The organism is Pseudomonas sp. DR48 (genome assembly GCF_019823085.1).
Lineage (GTDB): Bacteria > Pseudomonadota > Gammaproteobacteria > Pseudomonadales > Pseudomonadaceae > Aquipseudomonas.
Map to the genome: position 1 here is coordinate 1,269,792 of NZ_CP081946.1, position 20,982 is coordinate 1,290,773.

Annotated in this window: 17 protein-coding genes and 1 tRNA gene; 13 read left to right on the top strand and 5 right to left on the bottom strand. The window is 57.5% G+C overall.

Annotation, left to right across the window (positions count from 1 at the left end; genetic code table 11):
• Positions 1–21 precede the first annotated feature (21 nt).
• From glpE to K5K95_RS05920, 5 genes are all read left to right on the top strand, one after another.
• Entirely contained in the window at positions 22–351 is a 330-nt protein-coding gene (glpE, locus tag K5K95_RS05900; protein WP_109635326.1) for a thiosulfate sulfurtransferase GlpE, read from the top strand.
• A 296-nt stretch (positions 352–647) separates the two neighbouring features.
• On the top strand, positions 648–2,570 hold the full coding sequence (locus K5K95_RS05905; protein ID WP_084318392.1) for a PrkA family serine protein kinase: 1,923 nt from the start codon (positions 648–650) through the stop codon (positions 2,568–2,570).
• Between the two features lie 113 nt (positions 2,571–2,683).
• On the top strand, positions 2,684–3,955 hold the full coding sequence (locus K5K95_RS05910) for a YeaH/YhbH family protein (RefSeq protein WP_010467159.1): 1,272 nt from the start codon (positions 2,684–2,686) through the stop codon (positions 3,953–3,955).
• Positions 3,952–5,514 carry a SpoVR family protein gene (locus K5K95_RS05915; protein WP_222588704.1) on the top strand — a complete coding sequence of 521 codons (1,563 nt, stop codon included), beginning with the start codon at positions 3,952–3,954 and terminating at the stop codon, positions 5,512–5,514. The genes K5K95_RS05910 and K5K95_RS05915 overlap by 4 nt, the downstream gene beginning before the upstream one ends.
• A gap of 63 nt (positions 5,515–5,577) precedes the next feature.
• Positions 5,578–6,807 (top strand): multifunctional CCA addition/repair protein, encoded by a 1,230-nt coding sequence (locus K5K95_RS05920; RefSeq protein WP_222588705.1) that lies wholly within the window; start codon positions 5,578–5,580, stop codon positions 6,805–6,807.
• A gap of 73 nt (positions 6,808–6,880) precedes the next feature.
• Here the strand turns inward: K5K95_RS05920 and folK are convergent, their stop codons facing one another.
• Positions 6,881–7,408: a 2-amino-4-hydroxy-6-hydroxymethyldihydropteridine diphosphokinase gene (gene folK, locus K5K95_RS05925; protein WP_222588706.1), complete on the bottom strand. Its 528-nt coding sequence runs from the start codon at positions 7,406–7,408 to the stop codon at positions 6,881–6,883.
• Positions 7,399–7,755 (bottom strand): dihydroneopterin aldolase, encoded by a 357-nt coding sequence (gene folB / locus K5K95_RS05930; protein WP_008051601.1) that lies wholly within the window; start codon positions 7,753–7,755, stop codon positions 7,399–7,401. The genes folK and folB overlap by 10 nt, the downstream gene beginning before the upstream one ends.
• Before the next feature lie 74 nt (positions 7,756–7,829).
• Between folB and plsY the strand changes: the two genes are divergently transcribed.
• Positions 7,830–8,399 carry a glycerol-3-phosphate 1-O-acyltransferase PlsY gene (gene plsY / locus K5K95_RS05935; protein WP_222588707.1) on the top strand — a complete coding sequence of 190 codons (570 nt, stop codon included), beginning with the start codon at positions 7,830–7,832 and terminating at the stop codon, positions 8,397–8,399.
• A 23-nt stretch (positions 8,400–8,422) separates the two neighbouring features.
• Here the strand turns inward: plsY and tsaD are convergent, their stop codons facing one another.
• Positions 8,423–9,448 carry a tRNA (adenosine(37)-N6)-threonylcarbamoyltransferase complex transferase subunit TsaD gene (gene tsaD, locus K5K95_RS05940; protein WP_222588708.1) on the bottom strand — a complete coding sequence of 342 codons (1,026 nt, stop codon included), beginning with the start codon at positions 9,446–9,448 and terminating at the stop codon, positions 8,423–8,425.
• A gap of 199 nt (positions 9,449–9,647) precedes the next feature.
• Between tsaD and rpsU the strand changes: the two genes are divergently transcribed.
• The 5 genes from rpsU to K5K95_RS05965 all read left to right on the top strand — a co-directional run bounded on the left by rpsU (position 9,648) and on the right by K5K95_RS05965 (position 18,201).
• Positions 9,648–9,863, top strand: coding sequence for a 30S ribosomal protein S21 (gene rpsU, locus K5K95_RS05945; RefSeq protein WP_002551877.1), 216 nt, complete (start codon positions 9,648–9,650; stop codon positions 9,861–9,863).
• A gap of 481 nt (positions 9,864–10,344) precedes the next feature.
• The gene (dnaG, locus tag K5K95_RS05950) at positions 10,345–12,324 is read left to right on the top strand and encodes a DNA primase (protein WP_222588709.1); all 1,980 of its coding nucleotides are present in this window, start codon (positions 10,345–10,347) and stop codon (positions 12,322–12,324) included.
• Between the two features lie 67 nt (positions 12,325–12,391).
• A complete protein-coding gene (gene rpoD / locus K5K95_RS05955) occupies positions 12,392–14,239 on the top strand; it encodes an RNA polymerase sigma factor RpoD (RefSeq protein WP_222588710.1) in 1,848 nt (615 codons plus the stop codon).
• Between the two features lie 123 nt (positions 14,240–14,362).
• Entirely contained in the window at positions 14,363–18,109 is a 3,747-nt protein-coding gene (locus tag K5K95_RS05960) for a bifunctional diguanylate cyclase/phosphodiesterase (protein ID WP_222588711.1), read from the top strand.
• 15 nt (positions 18,110–18,124) lie between these two features.
• Positions 18,125–18,201: transfer RNA gene (locus tag K5K95_RS05965), tRNA-Ile, on the top strand.
• Between the two features lie 374 nt (positions 18,202–18,575).
• On the opposite strand, the gene K5K95_RS05970 is transcribed toward K5K95_RS05965, so the two are convergent.
• Positions 18,576–18,770, bottom strand: a complete 195-nt coding sequence (locus tag K5K95_RS05970) for a hypothetical protein (protein ID WP_222588712.1) — start codon at positions 18,768–18,770, stop codon at positions 18,576–18,578.
• A gap of 450 nt (positions 18,771–19,220) precedes the next feature.
• Between K5K95_RS05970 and K5K95_RS05975 the strand changes: the two genes are divergently transcribed.
• Positions 19,221–19,532: a DUF3077 domain-containing protein gene (locus tag K5K95_RS05975; RefSeq protein ID WP_222588713.1), complete on the top strand. Its 312-nt coding sequence runs from the start codon at positions 19,221–19,223 to the stop codon at positions 19,530–19,532.
• Positions 19,533–19,797: 265 nt separating this feature from the next.
• Positions 19,798–20,238: a transcriptional regulator gene (locus K5K95_RS05980; protein WP_222588714.1), complete on the top strand. Its 441-nt coding sequence runs from the start codon at positions 19,798–19,800 to the stop codon at positions 20,236–20,238.
• A gap of 41 nt (positions 20,239–20,279) precedes the next feature.
• Here K5K95_RS05980 and K5K95_RS05985 read toward each other — a convergent pair whose 3' ends face one another.
• Positions 20,280–20,930, bottom strand: a complete 651-nt coding sequence (locus tag K5K95_RS05985) for a peptidase M41 (protein ID WP_222590298.1) — start codon at positions 20,928–20,930, stop codon at positions 20,280–20,282.
• Positions 20,931–20,982: the final 52 nt, after the last annotated feature.

Below are 20,982 nucleotides of genomic sequence, written 5' to 3' on the forward strand. Positions count from 1 at the left end.
GCCGAGCCACAGGAGCCCGCCATGAGCGAATTCAAACGTATTCCCCCGGAACAGGCCCAAGCCCTGCGCGAACAAGGCGCAGTGGTGGTCGATGTCCGCGATCCTGCTACTTTTGCCGCGCTGCACATCAGCGGCTCGAAGCATCTGGACAATCATTCTCTGCACGCCTTTATTCAGGCTGCCGATCTGGATGCACCGACGGTCGTGGTTTGCTACCACGGTAACTCCAGCCAGGGCGCCGCCGCTTACCTGATCAGCCAGGGCTTCTCTGACGTCTACAGCATGGATGGCGGTTTTGAGCTGTGGCGTACGACTTATCCAGCGGAAACGGCGCAAGGCACCTCAGAATAATTTTTTTGTAACGCGTAAGCCCCGGCCCCGGTGGCTTAGCGCGGTGGCAGACGAACGGTCTGCCACAACTAATTACGCATCTTGCCTTTACCTCACGAATTCCCAACTATCCTTAAGCGCAGGCCATCCAAAACAGGGGAGAGCCGGTACACCGGCGCGCGGGTCATCGGGAGTAGCTTTCGGGGTAGTAAGCTCTGAAAGAGTTCTGGGGGGTAAACAGCGACTGCATATCCGGTTGCTGCCAGCATCGACTGAATGATCCGGCGTCGGCTCCACGTATCGAGCGAGGTGACGTCATGAGTATCTTTAGCCACTTCCAACAACGATTCGAGTCCACACGCCAGGAAGAACTCACGCTGCAAGAGTATCTTGAACTGTGCAAACAGGACCGCAGCGCCTACGCCTCCGCCGCCGAGCGTCTATTGCTGGCCATCGGAGAACCGGAGCTGCTCGACACCTCGACCAACTCGAGACTGTCGCGAATCTTCTCCAACAAGGTAATCCGCCGCTATCCGGCCTTTGAAGACTTCCACGGGATGGAAGAATGCATTGACCAGATCGTGTCGTATTTCCGCCATGCCGCTCAGGGACTGGAAGAGAAGAAACAAATCCTCTATCTCTTGGGCCCCGTCGGTGGCGGTAAATCGTCCCTGGCCGAGAAGCTGAAACAGCTGATCGAGAAAGTGCCCTTCTACGCGATCAAGGGCTCGCCGGTATTCGAGTCGCCTCTGGGTCTGTTCAACGCCACCGAAGATGGCGCGATCCTCGAGGAAGATTTCGGCATTCCACGGCGCTACCTCAACACCATCATGTCGCCATGGGCGACCAAGCGCTTGGCCGAATTCGGCGGCGACATCAGCCAGTTCCGCGTGGTGAAGCTCTATCCATCGATCCTCAATCAGATCGCGGTGGCCAAAACCGAGCCGGGAGACGAAAACAACCAGGACATCTCGGCGCTGGTGGGCAAGGTCGACATCCGCAAACTGGAGGAATACCCACAGAACGACGCCGACGCTTACAGCTACTCGGGCGCGCTGTGCCGGGCCAACCAGGGCCTGATGGAATTCGTCGAAATGTTCAAGGCGCCAATCAAGGTGCTGCACCCATTGCTGACCGCCACTCAGGAAGGCAACTACAACAGTACCGAAGGCCTCGGGGCGATTCCGTTCACCGGGATCCTGCTGGCGCACTCCAACGAATCGGAATGGCATACTTTCCGTAACAACAAGAACAACGAAGCCTTCATCGACCGGATCTATATCGTCAAAGTACCGTATTGCCTGCGCGTCAGCGACGAAGTGAAGATCTACGACAAGTTGCTGTTCAACAGCTCCCTGGCCAAGGCTCATTGCGCGCCCGATACCTTGAAGATGCTCGCCCAGTTCACCGTGCTCTCGCGCCTCAAGGAGCCGGAAAACTCCAACATCTACTCCAAGATGCGGGTATATGACGGCGAGAACCTCAAAGACACCGATCCGAAAGCCAAGTCGATCCAGGAATACCGCGACAACGCCGGCGTAGACGAGGGCATGAACGGTCTGTCGACCCGGTTTGCGTTCAAGATCCTGTCCAAGGTATTCAACTTTGATCCGCACGAAATTGCCGCTAACCCGGTGCATTTGCTCTATGTGCTGGAACAACAGATAGAACAGGAACAATTCCAGGCCGAGACTCGTGAACGGTATCTGCGCTTCCTCAAGGAATACCTGGCACCGCGTTATATCGAATTCATCGGCAAGGAGATCCAGACTGCCTACCTCGAGTCTTACAGCGAGTACGGCCAGAACATCTTCGATCGCTACGTGCTGTACGCCGACTTCTGGATTCAGGATCAGGAATACCGCGATCCGGAGACCGGCGAGATTCTCAACCGCGTCGCCCTGAACGAAGAGCTGGAGAAAATCGAAAAACCGGCCGGCATCAGCAATCCGAAGGATTTCCGCAACGAAATCGTCAACTTCGTATTGCGCGCGCGGGCCAACAACAATGGCAAGAACCCGACCTGGCTCAGCTACGAAAAACTACGGGTGGTCATCGAGAAGAAAATGTTCTCCAACACCGAGGACCTCCTGCCGGTCATCAGCTTCAATGCCAAGGCCAGCAAAGAGGACCAGCAGAAGCACAACGACTTCGTCACACGGATGGTCGAGCGGGGTTACACCGACAAACAGGTACGGCTTCTTTCCGAATGGTACCTACGGGTCCGGAAATCGCAATGACGCAGCGGCAAGCCATAAGCTACAAGCGGCAAGAAAAAGCGCGTAGTCCTGATATCCGGGTAGCTTCTACTTGCAGCTTGTAGCTCACAACTTGAAGCTGCCCGGAGGGCCCTATGAGCTATGTGATCGACCGACGTCTCAATGGCAAGAACAAGAGCACGGTGAACCGCCAGCGGTTTCTGCGGCGTTACCGTGATCACATCAAAAAGGCCGTCGAAGAGGCCGTTAGCCGGCGTTCCATTACCGATATGGAGCACGGCGAGCAAATCAGTATTCCCGGACGTGATATCGACGAGCCGGTGCTTCACCATGGCCGCGGTGGCAAGCAGACTGTCGTGCACCCCGGCAACAAGGAATTCACCAGCGGCGAGCACATTGCCCGTCCACCTGGAGGGGGCGGCGGCAGGGGCCCTGGCAAGGCCGGCAACTCGGGCGAAGGGATGGACGAGTTTGTCTTCCAGATCACCCAGGAGGAATTTCTCGAGTTCATGTTCGAGGACCTTGAGCTGCCAAACCTGGTCAAGCGCAACCTGACCGGCACCGACACCTTCAAGACCGTGCGCGCGGGCATCAGCAACGAAGGCAACCCGTCACGCATCAACATCATCCGCACGCTGCGTTCGGCCCATGCCCGGCGTATCGCCCTGTCTGGCAGCAGCCGGGCAAAATTGCGCGAAGCCAAAGAGGAGTTGTTGCGACTCAAGCGCGATGAACCGGACAACTTTGGCGATATTCAGGAAATCGAAGCGGAAATCGAAAAACTCAGTGCGCGTATCCATCGCGTGCCGTTTCTCGACACCTTTGACCTCAAGTACAACCTGCTCATCAAACAGCCGAACCCGAGCTCCAAGGCCGTGATGTTCTGCCTGATGGACGTGTCCGGCTCCATGACCCAGGCGACCAAGGACATCGCCAAGCGCTTCTTCATCCTGCTGTATCTGTTTTTGAAGCGTAACTACGACAAGATTGATGTCGTGTTCATCCGCCACCACACCAGCGCGCGCGAAGTGGATGAGGAAGAGTTCTTCTACTCCCGGGAAACCGGCGGCACCATCGTCTCCAGCGCCCTGAAACTGATGCAGGAGATCATGGCCGAGCGCTATCCGAGCAACGAGTGGAACATCTACGCCGCCCAGGCCTCCGACGGCGATAACTGGAACGACGACTCACCGATCTGCCGCGACATTCTGATCAATCAGATCATGCCGTTCGTGCAGTACTACACTTACGTTGAGATTACCCCGCGCGAACATCAGGCGTTGTGGTTCGAGTACGAACGCATCGCCGAAGCCTTCTCTGACACTTTTGCCCAACAGCAACTGGTCTCGGCCGGGGATATCTATCCGGTCTTTCGTGAACTCTTCCAGCGCAGGTTAGTGACATGACCGCCAAAGAGCAGAAGCGCCAACCCATTTCCACCGGCTCCGAATGGACGTTCGAGCTGATCCAGGCCTACGACAAAGAAATCAGTCGCCTGGCGGCTCGCTACGCACTCGATACCTACCCCAACCAGATTGAGGTGATTACTGCCGAGCAAATGATGGATGCCTACGCCTCCGTCGGGATGCCGCTGGGTTATCACCATTGGTCCTACGGCAAACACTTTCTCAGCACCGAAAAATCCTACAGCCGCGGGCAGATGGGACTGGCCTATGAGATCGTGATCAACTCTGACCCGTGCATCGCCTATTTGATGGAAGAAAACACCATCTGCATGCAGGCTCTGGTCGTCGCCCACGCCTGCTACGGGCACAACAGCTTTTTCAAAGGCAATTACCTGTTCCGCACCTGGACCGATGCCAGCTCGATCATCGATTACCTGGTCTTCGCCAAGCAGTACATCATGCAGTGCGAAGAACGCCACGGCATCGACGCGGTGGAGGATCTCCTCGACTCCTGCCACGCGCTGATGAACTACGGGGTCGACCGGTATAAACGTCCATATCCGATCTCGGCGGAAGAGGAACGTCGTCGTCAGAAAGATCGGGAGGAGCACCTGCAGAAACAGATCAACGATCTGTGGCGCACCATTCCTAAAGGTGCGGACAAGTTCAGTGACAAGGACAACGCACGCTTCCCCGCCGAACCTCAGGAAAACATCCTGTACTTCATCGAAAAACACGCGCCGCTACTGGAACCCTGGCAGCGGGAGATCGTGCGGATCGTGCGCAAGATTGCCCAGTACTTCTACCCACAACGCCAGACTCAGGTGATGAACGAGGGCTGGGCCACGTTCTGGCACTACACATTGATGAATGACCTGTATGACGAAGGACTGGTGACTGACGGCTTCATGATGGAGTTCCTGACGTCCCACACCAGTGTCGTCTATCAACCCGGCTTCGACAGCCCCTATTACAACGGCATCAACCCCTACACCCTGGGCTTTGCCATGTACCGGGACATCCGCCGCATGTGTGAAAACCCTACCGAGGAGGATTACCGCTGGTTCCCGGAAATAGCAGGCACCGACTGGCTATCGAGCATCAAGTTCGCGATGAGCAGTTTCAAGGATGAAAGTTTTATCCTGCAGTACCTGTCACCAAAGGTGATTCGTGACCTGAAACTGTTCAGCATTCTCGATGACGATCAGAAGGACGACTTGCTGGTTCCGGCGATTCACGATGAGGGTGGCTATCGCATCATCCGCGAAACCCTGGCCGCGCAGTACAACCTGGGTAACCGCGAGCCCAATGTGCAGATCTACAGCATCGACCGGCGTGGTGATCGCTCACTGACCCTGCGCCACCAGCAACACGACCGCAAACCGCTGGGCGAGTCCACCGAGGAAGTGCTCAAGCACCTCCACCGGCTCTGGGGTTTCGATATTCACCTGGAAACCCTGCAAGGGGATCAGGTGATGAAAACCCATCATGTTCCCCCCAGAAGCGAGCACGGCGAGGGCGATTACGGCCGGCTGGACCTGGCTGTCATTCACCTTTAAGCGTCTTTGTGCCTCCGAAAGCTCGATGCAACGGTTATTCTGTCGGGCTAACGGAGGTTTTTTATGCGGATTTATAAAGTCGGCGGTGCGGTACGCGATCGCCTGCTGGGCAAGCCTGTCACCGATATCGACTGGGTCGTGGTCGGCGCCACCACTGAAGAAATGCTCGCCAAGGGCTATCGCCCGGTAGGCGCGGATTTCCCGGTCTTTCTTCACCCCAAAAGTGGTGAGGAGTACGCCCTCGCCCGCACCGAACGCAAAAGCGGTCGCGGTTATGGCGGTTTCACCTTTCACGCCAGCCCTGAAGTCACCCTCGAAGAGGACCTGATCCGTCGCGACCTGACAATCAACGCCATGGCCGAAGACGATCAGCAAAACCTGACTGACCCTTACCACGGTCAGCGTGATCTTGAGGCGCGCATACTCCGCCACGTTTCCCCCGCATTTGCAGAAGATCCACTCCGAGTCCTGCGCGTTGCCCGCTTTGCCGCTCGCTATTACGGCATGGGATTTACCGTCGCACCTGAAACCCTGGAGCTGATGCGCCAACTTAGCCAATCCGGCGAACTGCAAGCCTTGACCGCCGAACGTAGCTGGAAAGAAATTTCCCGGGCGCTGATGGAAGATCAGCCTCAGGTATTTATCGAGGTGTTGCGCGAATGTGGCGCGCTCAAGGTGCTGATGCCGGAAGTGGATGCCCTGTTCGGCGTGCCACAGCCCGAAACCCATCACCCGGAAATCGATACCGGCGTGCACACCCTGAGCGTGCTTGAACAAGCGGCGCTGCACAAACAACCGCTGACCGTGCGCTGGGCGTGCCTGTTGCATGATCTGGGCAAAGGATTGACGCCCGAAGAAGAATGGCCACGTCACATTGCCCACGAACACACGGGCCTGAAGTTGATCAAAGCGGTCAATGAACGCTTCAAGGCGCCCAAGGATTGCCAGGAACTGGCATTGCTGGTGGGCCAATATCACACCCATGGCCATCGCGCCCTGGAGCTGAAGCCTTCGACTTTGCTGGAGTTATTGCAGAGTTTTGACGTGTACCGTCGCCCCCAGCGATTTGAAGAGTTCGTTGCGGCTTGCGAAATGGATGCGCGTGGGCGCAAAGGGCTCGAGCAGCGAAGTTACCCACAGGCGGATTACTTGCGCGGCGCAGCGATTGCCGCCCACAGCGTGGCGGTTCAGCCGCTGCTTGAGAAGGGATTTAAAGGGCCGGAGTTGGGAGAGGCGATCAAACGTGAACGACTCAAGGCACTGAAAGCCTACAAAGAGGCGGCGTCCGCCTGAAAAGCATCGCAGCAAGACCTCTCCCCACAGGGTCTATGTAAATCCCTGTGGGAGCGGTCTTGCCGTGATTGCGTCAGCCAGATCTCAGTAAATTCGCAGGGGTCAACTGCTGGCCACGCCACTCGAACGCCACCGGCGCCAACACCTGATCGATCTGCGCCTCGCGCCACAACGCCGCAAAGCTTTTGCCTACGCCTGGATGAACCCGATCCGGCGCAATCAGCGACAACGGCCACAGCACAAAGGCATTTTTCAGAATCTCCGCTCGCGGTAAGGTCAGGCCATCGAAATTGCCTACAAGATCGCCGAACAGCAGCACGTCGATGTCCAGCGGCAAACCCTTGCGATCAGGGGCATAACGACCGTTATCCGCCTCAATGAATTTCAGGCGGCGATCCAGCTCCATCAGCGGAAGATCGGTGTAAGCCGAGACCACGAAATTGAAGAACGGTCCGCTCTTGATCCCCACCGGTTGGCTTTCGAACACCGCCGAACAGCGTATATCCACCAAAAAAGCCGCCAAGGCTTCCAGGCCCGCCTGTAAATGGGTTTCGCGCTCGATATTGCTACCGAGCCCTAGGTACACCTGAGTCAGCGGCATCCGCGCTCGATCTCCACGCCCACACCACCGGTGGCCGCCGGGACAGCGCCTGGCTTGGTCAGTTTGAGGCGCATCCAGGTGATCTTGAATTCGCTCATCAACACTTCCACCAGTCGTTCGGCGAAGGTTTCGACCAACTGGAACTGTGCCTGCTCGGCAAAGGCCTGGATGCGCGACGAAACGCTCGCGTAATCGAGCGCCAGAGTCAGGTCATCACCGGCGGCGGCCGGGCGATTGTCCCAGGCGAAACTCAGATCAAGTCGCAAGCACTGTCGGATGCCTCGTTCCCAGTCGTAGGCACCAATTACGGTGTCGACTTCCAGGCCCTCGATAAACACTCTGTCCAAGCACTTTTCTCCGCTGCACGACAAGGGCGCAATGCGCCGTTAGAATCAGGGCGTCCTCGCCCGGAATAGTTAGCATGTTTTGGTTATTGGCGACTCTCGCCTACCTGCTCGGCTCGCTGTCCTTCGCCATTTTGCTCAGCCGCCTGACCGGTAACTCCGATCCGCGAATGAGTGGCTCGGGCAATGCCGGCGCCACCAATATGTTGCGCCTGGTCGGCAAAAAACTCGCCGCCCTGACTTTACTCGGCGACCTGTTCAAAGGCCTTTTGCCGGTGCTGATCGCAGGTCTTGCCGGGCTTTCGCTGCAGGAGCAGGCCTGGATCGGCATCTGCGCCGTCATCGGCCACCTGTTTCCACTGTACTTCCGCTTTCGCGGCGGCAAGGGTGTCGCCACCGCGGCCGGCATGTTGCTGGGACTCTATCCGCCCGCAGCCCTGCTGGCGGTCTGTGCCTGGCTGCTGACGTTTTACCTGACCCGCACCAGCTCACTGGCCGCTCTGATCGCAACGCCCCTGACCCTGCCGCTGCTGGCTTGGCAGGAACCGGCAGCGCTGCTGCCCATGACCGCACTTACGGGGCTGATTGTATGGCGCCATCGCGGCAATCTACGCGACCTGTTTGCCGGGCGCGAACGGCATTTTTGACTCCTGCACGTGAGCGCCGCTCATCACAGCGCCGACAACTGCTCCATCGGCCAGCGCGCCTGCACGCTGATTGCCAGGCTTTCGTGCTGACCGGCCTGTAGGCGCTGGCAACCGGCAAACGCAATCATTGCGCCATTGTCGGTACAGAATTCCGGACGGGCATAAAACACATCGCCCTTCATGTCCCCGAGCATTTTCTCCAGGGACACGCGCAGTGCCTTGTTGGCGCTGACGCCCCCAGCGATCACCAGACGCTTCATACCCGCCTGTTTCAGGGCTCGCTTGCACTTGATGGTCAAAGTCTCCACCACGGCCTCCTGGAACGCCAGCGAGATGTCGCAACGGGCTTGCTCGCTGTCGTCCCCGGCGCTGACGCTCTGCTGCCAGGTGTTCAGGGCAAAGGTTTTCAAGCCGCTGAAGCTGAACGCCAGCCCCGGACGGTCGCACATCGGACGCGGAAAAGTGAAACGTCCGGCAACGCCCTGCTGTGCCAGCTTGGCGATCTCCGGACCACCCGGATAATTGAGCCCCATCATCTTCGCAGTCTTGTCGAACGCTTCACCGGCGGCATCGTCGAGGGTCTCGCCCAACAACGTGTAGTGGCCGATACCATCGACCTGAACAAGCTGTGTATGACCACCCGACACCAACAAAGCGACGAACGGGAATTCGGGCGGTTGCGGCTCCAGCATCGGCGCCAGCAAGTGACCCTCCATATGATGGACGCCGAGGGCCGGAATGCCCCAGGCAAACGCCAGCGCCTGGGCACAGGACGCCCCCACCAGCAATGCACCGACCAGACCGGGACCTGCGGTATAAGCAATGGCGTCGATCTCGGTCGGAACACAGTCGGCCTCGGCCAACACCTGACGGATCAAGGGCAGCATGCGCTTGACGTGGTCGCGAGAAGCCAGCTCCGGCACCACACCGCCATAGGCACGGTGCAGGTCGATCTGACTGAACAGCGCGTCGGCCAACAGGCCACGTTCACTGTCGTAAAGTGCGACACCGGTTTCGTCGCAAGAGGTTTCCAATCCCAGTACTAGCATGGGTTTACGCCTTGTTTAGGCTGAATTCGAAGGCGCGCATAATAGTCGCCGCGTGATGCCCCGACTAGCGGTTTTCGATCAGAGGCTTTGCATTCCGAGCGATGAGGGGTTAACATCCGCAACCCTTAAAAACCGACGTCTTCAAGTGCTCTTTTGCCACGAGGATGTTGACCCCGGTAATGAATGAAGGTAGCTCTGGATGCCAGCCGTCAAAGTAAAAGAGAACGAACCCTTCGACGTAGCTCTGCGTCGTTTCAAGCGCTCCTGCGAAAAAGCCGGTGTACTGGCTGAAGTTCGTAGCCGCGAATTCTACGAGAAGCCTACTTCTGAGCGTAAACGTAAAGCAGCAGCCGCTGTTAAGCGTCACGCCAAGAAAGTACAGCGCGAACAGCGCCGCGCCGTTCGTCTGTACTAATACACAGACGTTCGTAGCAAGCTTCTGCCAAGCCCGGCCCTCAGCCGGGCTAATGGCATTTGCGGAGTACGCTTGATGCTTCACCGTCAAAGCCGCAGACGCGACCGAGACAAACTGCTTCACAGCGTCAGACCTGGCTCTTTTGCCAGCGGTGCACGTCTTTTCTGACGAGCCTTCCAAGGCTACTGACGAGCACACCCACTGATTCCTCTCACGACGATCAGCCCAAGGCACCTTCTTGTGTGCCCGCTTATGAGCTATCCGAGGCTATCGACTGGCCGCAGCGGAGTTCAGCGCAATACTTTCACATAGTCGAATACTGATTGGTACTAACGTCAGTGGATTTTCGGCAGATACACTTCCCGACAGCGATTACGCAGACGACACCGGTCGAGCCGCACATTTTGCGCGCCTCAAACAACGACCCGCGTTCGGCCGCCCTTCGTTTCGGGTCCATTTCAGCGCAGTTGACGAGAACGCCATGGCCGGGCTAATTCCCCAGAGCTTCATTGACGACCTTCTGAACCGCACCGACATCGTCGATGTGGTCAGCTCTCGCCTGCAAATGAAAAAGGCCGGCAAGAACTACACCGCCTGCTGCCCGTTTCACAAAGAGAAAACCCCGTCCTTCAGCGTCAGCCCCGACAAGCAGTTCTACTACTGCTTCGGCTGCGGCGCTGGCGGCAACGCCCTCGGCTTCATGATGGACCACGACAACCTGGATTTCGTCCAGGCTGTCGAAGAACTGGCCAAAGCCGCCGGCATGGAAATACCCCGCGAAGAAAGCGGCCGGCCGCACAAACCGCGCCAGCCGACCGATTCGCCGCTGTATCCGCTGCTCACCGCCGCTGCCGACTTTTACCGTCAAGCGCTGAAAAGTCATCCATCGCGCAAAGCCGCCGTGGATTACCTGAAAGGTCGCGGATTGACCGGCGAAATCGCCCGGGACTTCGGCCTCGGCTTTGCCCCGCCCGGCTGGGACAATCTGTTCAAGCATCTGAGCAGTGACACCCTGCAACAGAAAGCCATGGTCGATGCCGGCCTGCTGATCGAGAACGCCGAAACCGGCAAACGCTATGACCGCTTCCGCGATCGGGTAATGTTCCCGATCCGTGACAGCCGCGGGCGCATCATCGCTTTCGGCGGCCGAGTGCTGGGCGACGACAAGCCGAAATACCTGAACTCGCCGGAAACGCCGGTATTCCATAAAGGCCAGGAGCTCTACGGCCTGTATGAAGCGCGAAAAAATAATCGCAACCTCGACGAAATCATCGTTGTCGAAGGCTATATGGATGTCATCGCCCTCGCCCAGCAAGGCCTGCGCAATGCTGTCGCGACCCTGGGTACCGCCACCAGCGAAGAACACATGAAACGACTGTTTCGTGTCGTGCCCAACGTACTGTTCTGCTTCGATGGCGACCAGGCGGGCCGCAACGCCGCATGGCGAGCACTGGAGGCCACACTGCCGTGCCTGCAAGACGGACGGCGCGCACGCTTTCTGTTCCTGCCCGAAGGCGAAGACCCGGACACGCTGGTCCGCTCCGAAGGCACTGACGCTTTCCGCGCGCGAATCAACCAGCACGCCCAGCCATTGGCGGATTATTTCTTTCAGCAGCTGACGGAAGAATCCGATCCGCGCTCGCTCGAAGGCAAGGCCCATATGGCCACCCTAGCCGCACCGCTTATCGACAAGGTCCCGGGCGCGAACCTGCGCATCCTCATGCGTCAGCGCCTGACCGAGATTACCGGGCTCAGCGGTGAAGCCGTGAGCCAGCTGGTGCAAAGCGCGCCTCAGGATGCACCGCCGACCTACGACCCGGGCGTCGATTACGACGCCATGCCGGATTACAGCGACTACCATCAGCCGCAGGCACAAGAGATGTATGTGCCACAGCAGGAATGGACACCGAAAAAACCCGGTGCCGGCGGCAAGAAGTGGGACAAGAAGCCATGGGACAAGAATGGCAAGCGCGGCGGTGATCGCGATCAACCGAGCGCCCCACGCACGCCGATTGCAGTAGAAGCCCCGACCCTGATTGCACTACGCACCCTGATCCATCATCCGGACCTGGCTGGCAAGGTCGAAACCGCCAACCACTTCGCCAACGAAAGCAACACCTACGCTCAGCTGCTGGTCGCGCTGATCGAGGCGGTGCAAAAAAATCCTAAGCTAAACTCAATCCAGTTAATGGCCCGCTGGCACGGGACGGAACAGGGGCGTTTGCTCAAGGCATTGGCGGAAAAGGAATGGCTGATTGCAGGCGACAACCTTGAACAACAGTTTTTAGACACCATTACTAGGCTATCGGCCTCTCAACACACGGATAGCCTGGAAGCACTAATCAGAAAAGCAAGGCAGCCAGGACTGACCGCGGAGGAAGCAAATCAGATAGCAAATCAGATGCGCGACCTATTAAAACGCAATATGGCTGTATCAACCCCGACCTCAACTGGCGCGTGAGGTCATAGCTCAGGTATAATCCTCGGCTTGTTTTTTGCCCGCCAAGACCTTCAGTGGATAGGGTGTTATGTCCGGAAAAGCGCAACAGCAGTCTCGTATCAAAGAGTTGATCACACTTGGTCGTGAGCAGGGCTACCTGACTTACGCGGAGGTCAACGACCACCTGCCGGAGGATATTTCAGATCCGGAACAGGTGGAAGACATCATCCGCATGATCAATGACATGGGGATCAACGTATTCGAGGTTGCGCCAGATAAGGATTCCCTTATGCTGGCCGACGCCGATACCGACGAAGCCGCGGCCGAAGAGGCAGCAGCAGCGTTGGCAGCGGTCGAGACCGACATTGGTCGCACCACTGACCCAGTGCGCATGTACATGCGTGAAATGGGTACGGTAGAGCTCCTCACGCGTGAAGGCGAAATCGAAATCGCCAAGCGTATTGAAGAGGGTATCCGCGAAGTGATGGGCGCAATTGCGCACTTCCCTGGCACGGTTGACCATATTCTCTCCGAATACACTCGCGTCACCACCGAAGGTGGCCGCCTGTCCGACGTCCTGAGCGGTTATATCGACCCGGACGACGGCATTGCGCCGCCTGCTGCAGAAGTGCCGCCGCCAATCGATCCGAAAGCCGTGAAAACGGACGACGACACCGATGACGACGACGCTGAAGCGACGGATGACGAAGAAGAAGCCGAAAGCGGTCCGGATCCGATCATCGCAGCCCAGCGCTTTGGCGCTGTCTCCGATCAGATGGAAATCACCCGCAAGGCCCTGAAAAAGCATGGTCGTGGCAACAAGCTGGCAATTGCCGAGCTGGTGCTTCTGGCTGAGCTGTTCATGCCGATCAAACTGGTTCCGAAGCAATTCGAAGGCCTGGTCGAGCGTGTTCGCAGTGCCCTTGATCGTCTGCGTCAGCAAGAGCGCGCGATCATGCAGCTTTGTGTTCGTGATGCCCGCATGCCGCGTGCCGACTTCCTGCGCCAGTTCCCGGGCCACGAAGTCGACGAAAGCTGGACGGATGCACTGGCCAAAGGCAAAAGCAAATATGCTGAAGCCATTGGTCGCCTGCAACCGGACATCATTCGTTGCCAGCAGAAGCTGAAAGCACTGGAAACCGAAACCGGTTTGACGATCGCCGAGATCAAGGACATCAACCGTCGCATGTCGATCGGTGAGGCCAAGGCCCGCCGCGCGAAGAAAGAGATGGTTGAAGCGAACTTGCGTCTGGTGATCTCCATCGCCAAGAAGTACACCAACCGTGGCTTGCAATTCCTCGATCTGATCCAGGAAGGCAACATTGGTTTGATGAAAGCGGTAGACAAGTTCGAATACCGCCGCGGCTACAAATTCTCGACTTATGCCACCTGGTGGATCCGTCAGGCGATCACTCGCTCGATCGCCGACCAGGCCCGCACCATCCGTATTCCGGTGCACATGATCGAGACGATCAACAAGCTCAACCGCATTTCCCGGCAGATGTTGCAGGAAATGGGTCGCGAACCGACCCCGGAAGAGCTGGGCGAACGGATGGAAATGCCTGAGGACAAGATCCGCAAGGTATTGAAGATCGCTAAAGAGCCGATCTCCATGGAAACCCCGATCGGTGATGACGAAGACTCCCACTTGGGTGACTTCATCGAAGACTCGACCATGCAGTCGCCAATCGATGTCGCCACCGTTGAGAGCCTTAAAGAAGCGACTCGCGAAGTGCTGTCCGGCCTCACTGCCCGTGAAGCCAAGGTGCTGCGCATGCGCTTCGGTATCGACATGAATACCGACCACACCCTCGAGGAGGTTGGTAAACAGTTCGACGTGACCCGTGAACGGATTCGTCAGATCGAAGCCAAGGCGTTGCGCAAGCTACGCCACCCGACGAGAAGCGAGCATTTGCGCTCCTTCCTCGACGAGTGATCACAAAACCCCCGGCCCAGGCCGGGGGTTTTGCTTTATGCAGATTAAATCCCCCGCACCTCTCCCCCGCCGAATTGCCCGTCTACACTCGAAACATACCCCCGAGCCATAACGAGACCGGTTATGCCCATACTGCCGTCCGTGCTTTTTTTGCTGTCGCTAATGACCTGGACCGCAACGGCTGGCGCGCTGACTCTAACCGACGAAGAACGTGGCTGGCTGAAGGCTCACCCGGACCTGCGCCTGGGTGTCGATGCATCCTGGCCGCCGTTTGAGTTCCGTGACGACCAAGGCCGCTACCAAGGCCTGGCAGCCGATTACATCGACGCAATCCGTCAACGGCTGGCCATCAAGCTGACACCCATCGAGCCAGTCAGCTGGACCGAAGTCTTGCAGCAGGCCAAACAGGGCAAACTCGACGTACTTCCGGGCATCATGTCGACCCCGGAGCGCCAGTCCTACCTGTCGTTCACCCGTCCTTACCTGGACTTTCCGATTGTCATCCTCGCTCATGTCGGCGGCCCGCAACCGCGCAAACTCGAAGATCTTTACGGGTTGAAGATCGCCGTGGTGGAAAACTATGCGCCCCATGAACTGTTGCGCACGCACCACCCCGACCTGAATCTGGTGGCGATGCCCAATGTCAGCTCGGCCTTGCAGGCGCTGGCTACTGATAAGGTGGACGCCGTGGTAGGCGATCTCGCCTCCAGCGTCTGGAGCCTGCGTCAACTCAAGCTCGAGGGCCTGTATGTCAGCGGCGAAACGCCCTATCGCTATCAGTTGGCGATGGCCGTGCCCCCCGACAATAAGCTACTGGTCGGCATCCTCGATAAAGTCCTGGCAGATATGTCCTCCAGTGAGGTCAATGCCATTCAGGAACACTGGGTTGGTAATGTCCTGGATCATCGAACCTTCTGGTCGGACTTGCTGGTTTATGGCCTGCCTGGGCTGCTGTTTCTGATCATCATGCTGGCGATCGTCATTCGGATTAATCGCCGGCTGAGTTCGGAAATTGCCCGGCGAGTCGACCTCGAACAGGAACTGCGCAGCAGCGAATACCACTATCGTGGCCTGGTAGAGAGCCTTTCGGCCATCGCCTGGGAAGCACGGATGAGCGATTACACCTACAGCTACGTGTCGCCCCATGCCGAAGCCCTACTCGGTTATCCCCTTTCCCATTGGCTGATTCCAGGCTTCTGGCGCAACATCATTCACCCGGCAGACCTGACCCGAGCCCAGACGTTCTGCGATCACGAAGTGTTGGCCGGACGCGATTACAGCGTCGATTACCGGGTCATCACGGCCGATGGCCGGTGCCTTTGGGTGCGCGATATCGTCAGCCTGATCGAGCATGGTCACGAACCGGTGTTGCGCGGCTTGATGATCGACATCAGCGAAGCCAAGCGCACTGAAGAGGCATTACGCCTTTCCGAGCAAAAATTTGCTTCCGTGTTCAAGCAATGCCCGGACATCCTGGTGATTGCACGGCTGTCCGACGGCTGTCTGCTGGAGGTCAACAAAGCGTTCGAGGAGCAGATAGGCCTCAAGGCCGAAGACGTCATCGGCCAGACCGCTACCGACCTCAATATCTGGGGCATACCCGGTGTCGGCCCGGGTTTGTTGCAGCGCCTGCAGGCTGGCAGCATCCGCAACCTGGAAATGCCCTTTCGCCGCAACAACGGCCAGGTGTTTACCGGCCTGATTTCCGCCGAGCCTTTCGACCTCGATACGACGCCTGCCCTGGTCGTCGTGGTGCGCGATATCAGCCAGCTCAAGGAAACCCAGCAACAACTGCAAACCTCCGAAGAAAAATTCGCCAAGGCCTTCCACGCCTCCCCGGACGGATTGTTACTGTCCCGGCAGAGCGACGGGTTGCTGCTGGAGGTTAACGAAGGCTTCAGCCGCATCACAGGCTTCAACAGCGCCATGTCTGTGGACCGCTCAGCCCTGGAATTGGGGATTTGGGTCAATCTGAACGAACGCAAACAGATGCTCGACTTGCTGCATCGCGATGGTTTCGTTCGCGACTTCACCTGCCACATCCGCCGCAGCGACGGGCAGATTCGTCTCTGCGAAGTGTCCAGCCGTCCCTTGCCCATCGGCGATGAAGACTGCATGCTGACCATTGCCCGGGACATCACCGAGCGGCACCTGATGCAGGAAAAACTGCAGCAGGCGGCCACGGTGTTCGAGAGCACCGCCGAAGGCGTGTTGATCACCGACACCCAGCAGCACATCAGCGCGGTCAACCGCGCCTTTACCGAGATTACCGGCTACAGCGAGAGCGAAGCACTGGGCCACACCCCCCGCCTGCTCGCCTCCGGCCTGCACGACAGCGCGTTCTATGCGGCAATGTGGCATCAGTTGACGGCCGAAGGTCACTGGCAAGGCGAGATTTCCAACCGGCGCAAAAATGGCGAGCTCTACCCAAGCTGGCTGACCATCAGCGCCGTGCGCAACCGGGAAAAGTTCATCACCCACTTCGTAGCGGTGTTTGCGGACATTTCCAGCCTCAAGCACGCTCAAGCCAAACTCGATTACCAGGCGCACCACGATCCGCTGACCGGCCTGCCTAACCGCACGCTGTTCGAGAGCCGCCTGCTGACCGCGCTCAACACCCAACAGGAGAATGGCGGTCAGGGCGCAGTGCTGTTTCTCGACCTCGACCGTTTCAAACACATCAACGACAGCCTTGGCCATCCGGTCGGCGACCTGTTGCTCAAGGGCATCGCCGTTCGCCTCAAGGAGCAGTTGCGCGATATCGATACCGTTGCGCGGCTGGGCGGCGACGAATTCATCATTCTGCTGCCCGGCCTGCAGCAGTCCAGCGACGCAGACAATATTGCGACCAAGCTGCTTAATTGCTTCTCCGCCCCTTTCCAGGCCGGCGAACACGAATTTTTCATCAGCGCCAGCATTGGCACCAGCCTGTACCCCAGGGACGGCTGCGATGTCGCCACGCTGGTCAAGAACGCCGATGCCGCCATGTATCGCTCCAAGGCCAAGGGGCGTAACCGGGTCGAGAGCTACACCCGCGACCTCACGGCCCAGGCCAGCGAACGCGTGGCGCTGGAACATGAATTACGGCGCGCCATGGAACGCAATGAGCTGGTTCTCTACTACCAACCGAAAATCAGCCTCGAGGACCATCGACTGGTCGGCGCCGAAGCGCTCATACGCTGGCATCACCCGACCTTCGGTGCGGTGCCGCCGGAGCACTTCATTCCGTTGGCGGAAGAAAACGGCATGATCCTGCAAATCGGCGACTGGGTCTTGGAAACCGCCTGCCGACAGATGTACGAATGGAACCAGGTGTATGAAAGCGTCGGGCCACTGTCGGTCAACCTCGCCGGCGCTCAACTACGTCAGCCGAACCTGCTTGGACGAATCGAACAACTGCTCAATGACCACGGCCTGGCGCCAGGTTTTCTGCAACTGGAGATTACCGAAAACTTCATCATGAGCCAGGCCGAAGAAGCGCTGGCAGTGCTGCACCAACTCAAACATCTGGGCGTGCAATTGGCGATCGATGACTTCGGTACGGGCTACTCGTCCCTGAGCTACCTCAAGCGCCTGCCACTGGACATCCTCAAGATCGACCAGTCCTTCGTCCGCGGCCTGCCTGACGATCCGCACGATGCGGCGATTGTTCGGGCCATTATTGCCTTGGGGCGCAGCATGCAATTCACGGTCATCGCTGAGGGTGTCGAAACCCTCGCGCAACAGCAATTCCTTGCCGAGGAAGGCTGTGAACAGATCCAGGGCTACATCGTCAGCCTGCCTCTGCCCCCGGATGAATTCGCCGCGACGTTTCTTCGTATAGCCGTATCGGATTTTTCGGATAGCACAGCCGAGAAACCATCGCTATAATCCGCGGCCTACTGAGGGCCTATAGCTCAGTTGGTTAGAGCAGAGGACTCATAATCCTTTGGTCCACGGTTCAAGTCCGTGTGGGCCCACCAAACACGAAAGCCGCGCAAATGCGCGGCTTTTTGCTTTTCTGAGATTAACGATTGGCCTAGGAGATCAGACCAGTCGAGCCAAAAAGGCGACAGCAACAAAAGTTACAAGAGCCAACGCGGCACCGAGGCCAAACGGCAGAAGGATCGCTCGGGTTGCGGTTGGGGTTGGGCTACGCATGTCTTCAGCCAAAGCGGCCACGTCACGGTGTAACTGTTCAATGCTGGCCTGAGTCGTTGGAGGTGTGGACATACTGCGTCTTCCTGCAGAGATCACGGGTCGCGCCTAATACGCTAACCCTTGTTAGGTAAGGTGGGCTGCTAAGCGGTAAAACTCAAGCATCCCCGATGATTGGTCGCTTCCATGCGTTGGAATTTTAAAGTTTGGACCACAGTCCGACGGCGGCGACAACGGCGGTCACCAGACCAGCGCCCACTGCGAACGGATACCAAAAAGCCTCCTGCCTAAGTTTGCTTTCTTCTGCCATAAACTTGCGGGTTTCGGCCATGAATTTCCGGATTTCGACTTGAAGCTTATCGAGCTCCAGATTATCGCGGTCATTTTGCAACATCAGTCATCCTATCGGGGCTCGGGTCGCGTCCTGTGCGCTGCTCCGCGGCGGAACGTGAGTCATTTTCCTTTCTGCCCTTAGGTTATATTTTACGCAATCGTCGGGTTATCGGATGACGTCCTCTAAGGTTGTAGGCAAACTCCGAGAATTGCGTAATGGGTGCGTTTGGGCACTTTGCCGCCTTGTTGGCGTTCTCTTCGACGGGATACTCTCCGGACGTCGCTGCAAATGCAGTGATCGGGTGTGGTAACCCGGCTAGGCAAAGTGCAACAGTGCTCCCATCACGATTTCATGCGTTTTTACGCCTGTAATCCTTCGTTATGGCGGCTGTGCGTGGGAGACCTTCGGGTCTGCCGGTTCCTTTGCTCTCCGGTTTACCACCCTGCGTACAGCTGCCACCCATTCGTGTGGTAACGAATGCGGCAGCTCCTCGTTTTAAGGAGCGAAACAATGAGCAAAACAAATCCGTCCACATCCTCAGACCTAAAAACCATCGGTTTCACCCCACTCATCTACTGCTCGGATCAGGCGTTGTTCAACGTCCGCGCTGGTGTCCCCATCGTCGAAGCGTTGTCACAAGCCTCCGATTTGCTGTTCCTCGCCAAATCTTTTGCCGAGGACGCAGCCTACGCAAAAGACACCGACCGCCACGCATGGGCCGCGCACTATCTGACAGCGATGGGTAAGGCGGTTATTGATGATGTGGTGAAGGTGTTGACACCTCGGCCTCCCCGGACCGAAACGGAATCCGAAGAACAGTAACGAGCCATCTCTGATGGGGCTCCCCAATATTTGAGCGGGTCATCACGATTGGGATGGCTGCTAGAGGCTTCTAGCAAATCTGTATATCTGCCTTCCTTTCACGGTTCCCCGCTTATCCGGCGCCGCGCAAATGCGCGGCTTTTCCGTTTCTAGCGTTCAAGTTTCCAAGCGCTTTTTCCGTCAGAAGCATCTGAATTACCCAAAACGAGTTCACCTCGACATGCCAGCAAACTAAAGTCGAGGGTCAAGATAAAAGGTGGATTTTATGTACCACTACGTAGAAAGCGGCCTACCAAACGTATGGCTTAGCAATGGCTTCGTGGTGAAACAGACCGCATATGGCGAGTCTGTCGCCATCACGGATGTGAAGGGACTGCATGACGTTATCGGCAAGGCCATCGCTGAGAAGCCTTCAGTGCTGACGGGGGCTGAGTTTAGATTTTCAAGAAAAGAGCTTGGGCTGTCTCAGGAAAGCCTCGCCGAGATCGTCGGTTTGACGAGTCAAGCCGTAGCGATTTGGGAAAAAACCGACAAAATCCCAATGGTAAATGACCGGTATTTGCGTGGTCTTTATCTTGAAGCCAAAACTGGCGAAGCGGATCTGATGGCTGCTATCAATACAATCAACAAACTGGACCATGACCTTTATAAACTGAATCTGGAGTTCGAAGGCGAATGGCACAATCAGGCGAAAGTATGCGCATGAGCCTGACTACGTTGCTGACAGCCCCGGCAGAAATGCCGGGGTTAATAAGTTCTGACACCTGACGCAGGGATTGCATGCACTAACCGCAGCCCATCAAGCACTTCCCTCGTCAACACCCCCTCATACGTATCCGACGCCCTGCCCCATTGCTCGACAATGACCATGCCGTCTACCAGCATCCGCGCCAATTCGGTAATCGTATCGGCCAGTTCTTCGACGATGGTTTGAGTCCGAAACCACAGGCGATCCGTTATCGCTTTCAGCTCGATCGCTGTACGTTCATATGAAGCCGCATTCGTATCGGGGTAAGTGATGTTGCGCAGTAAGTGCCCCAGCTCTCTTATTTTTGCGTAATCCTGTTCCGCCCCCTGCTCCCCTTTCAGGATTGTGGCCGCCTTGCGCTTATCGACACGTTTGCCGTGCGAGTGTTCCGACGCCAATGACTGCCCCATCGCGCCAGCAAAGAGCACCATCATCCGGGCTTCCAGATAGTCCTTGATGGCGTCTATCGACGACATTGACCGCGCCAGGGTAATGGACGCGCCTGCTTGATGCCTCAAGTCCATGGTGACTGTCAGGGTCACGCCGCCCGTTTCAAAACCCAAGGCGCGGGCGACGACGTAGTGCCCCATTTCGTGATGGGCAATCTGCATCGCATGATCCCGTACAGCGGAAGGCATTTTCTGCGTCATGTTCATCACCTCGCATCCCTCGATGTCGCATTCGACTATGACTGTCTGTTCG

Excerpts from the sequence above, each read along its gene's own strand:
- dnaG (WP_222588709.1), top strand. The coding sequence starts at position 10,345 with ATGGCCGGGCTAATTCCCCAGAGCTTCATTGACGACCTTCTGAACCGC.
- K5K95_RS05960 (WP_222588711.1), top strand. The coding sequence starts at position 14,363 with ATGCCCATACTGCCGTCCGTGCTTTTTTTGCTGTCGCTAATGACCTGG.
- K5K95_RS05975 (WP_222588713.1), top strand. The coding sequence starts at position 19,221 with ATGAGCAAAACAAATCCGTCCACATCCTCAGACCTAAAAACCATCGGT.
- tsaD (WP_222588708.1), bottom strand. The coding sequence starts at position 9,448 with ATGCTAGTACTGGGATTGGAAACCTCTTGCGACGAAACCGGTGTCGCA.
- K5K95_RS05980 (WP_222588714.1), top strand. The coding sequence starts at position 19,798 with ATGTACCACTACGTAGAAAGCGGCCTACCAAACGTATGGCTTAGCAAT.
- plsY (WP_222588707.1), top strand. The coding sequence starts at position 7,830 with ATGTTTTGGTTATTGGCGACTCTCGCCTACCTGCTCGGCTCGCTGTCC.
- K5K95_RS05920 (WP_222588705.1), top strand. The coding sequence starts at position 5,578 with ATGCGGATTTATAAAGTCGGCGGTGCGGTACGCGATCGCCTGCTGGGC.
- K5K95_RS05985 (WP_222590298.1), bottom strand. The coding sequence starts at position 20,930 with ATGACGCAGAAAATGCCTTCCGCTGTACGGGATCATGCGATGCAGATT.
- folK (WP_222588706.1), bottom strand. The coding sequence starts at position 7,408 with ATGCCGCTGACTCAGGTGTACCTAGGGCTCGGTAGCAATATCGAGCGC.
- K5K95_RS05910 (WP_010467159.1), top strand. The coding sequence starts at position 2,684 with ATGAGCTATGTGATCGACCGACGTCTCAATGGCAAGAACAAGAGCACG.
- rpoD (WP_222588710.1), top strand. The coding sequence starts at position 12,392 with ATGTCCGGAAAAGCGCAACAGCAGTCTCGTATCAAAGAGTTGATCACA.
- glpE (WP_109635326.1), top strand. The coding sequence starts at position 22 with ATGAGCGAATTCAAACGTATTCCCCCGGAACAGGCCCAAGCCCTGCGC.
- K5K95_RS05915 (WP_222588704.1), top strand. The coding sequence starts at position 3,952 with ATGACCGCCAAAGAGCAGAAGCGCCAACCCATTTCCACCGGCTCCGAA.
- K5K95_RS05905 (WP_084318392.1), top strand. The coding sequence starts at position 648 with ATGAGTATCTTTAGCCACTTCCAACAACGATTCGAGTCCACACGCCAG.
- K5K95_RS05970 (WP_222588712.1), bottom strand. The coding sequence starts at position 18,770 with ATGTTGCAAAATGACCGCGATAATCTGGAGCTCGATAAGCTTCAAGTC.
- rpsU (WP_002551877.1), top strand. The coding sequence starts at position 9,648 with ATGCCAGCCGTCAAAGTAAAAGAGAACGAACCCTTCGACGTAGCTCTG.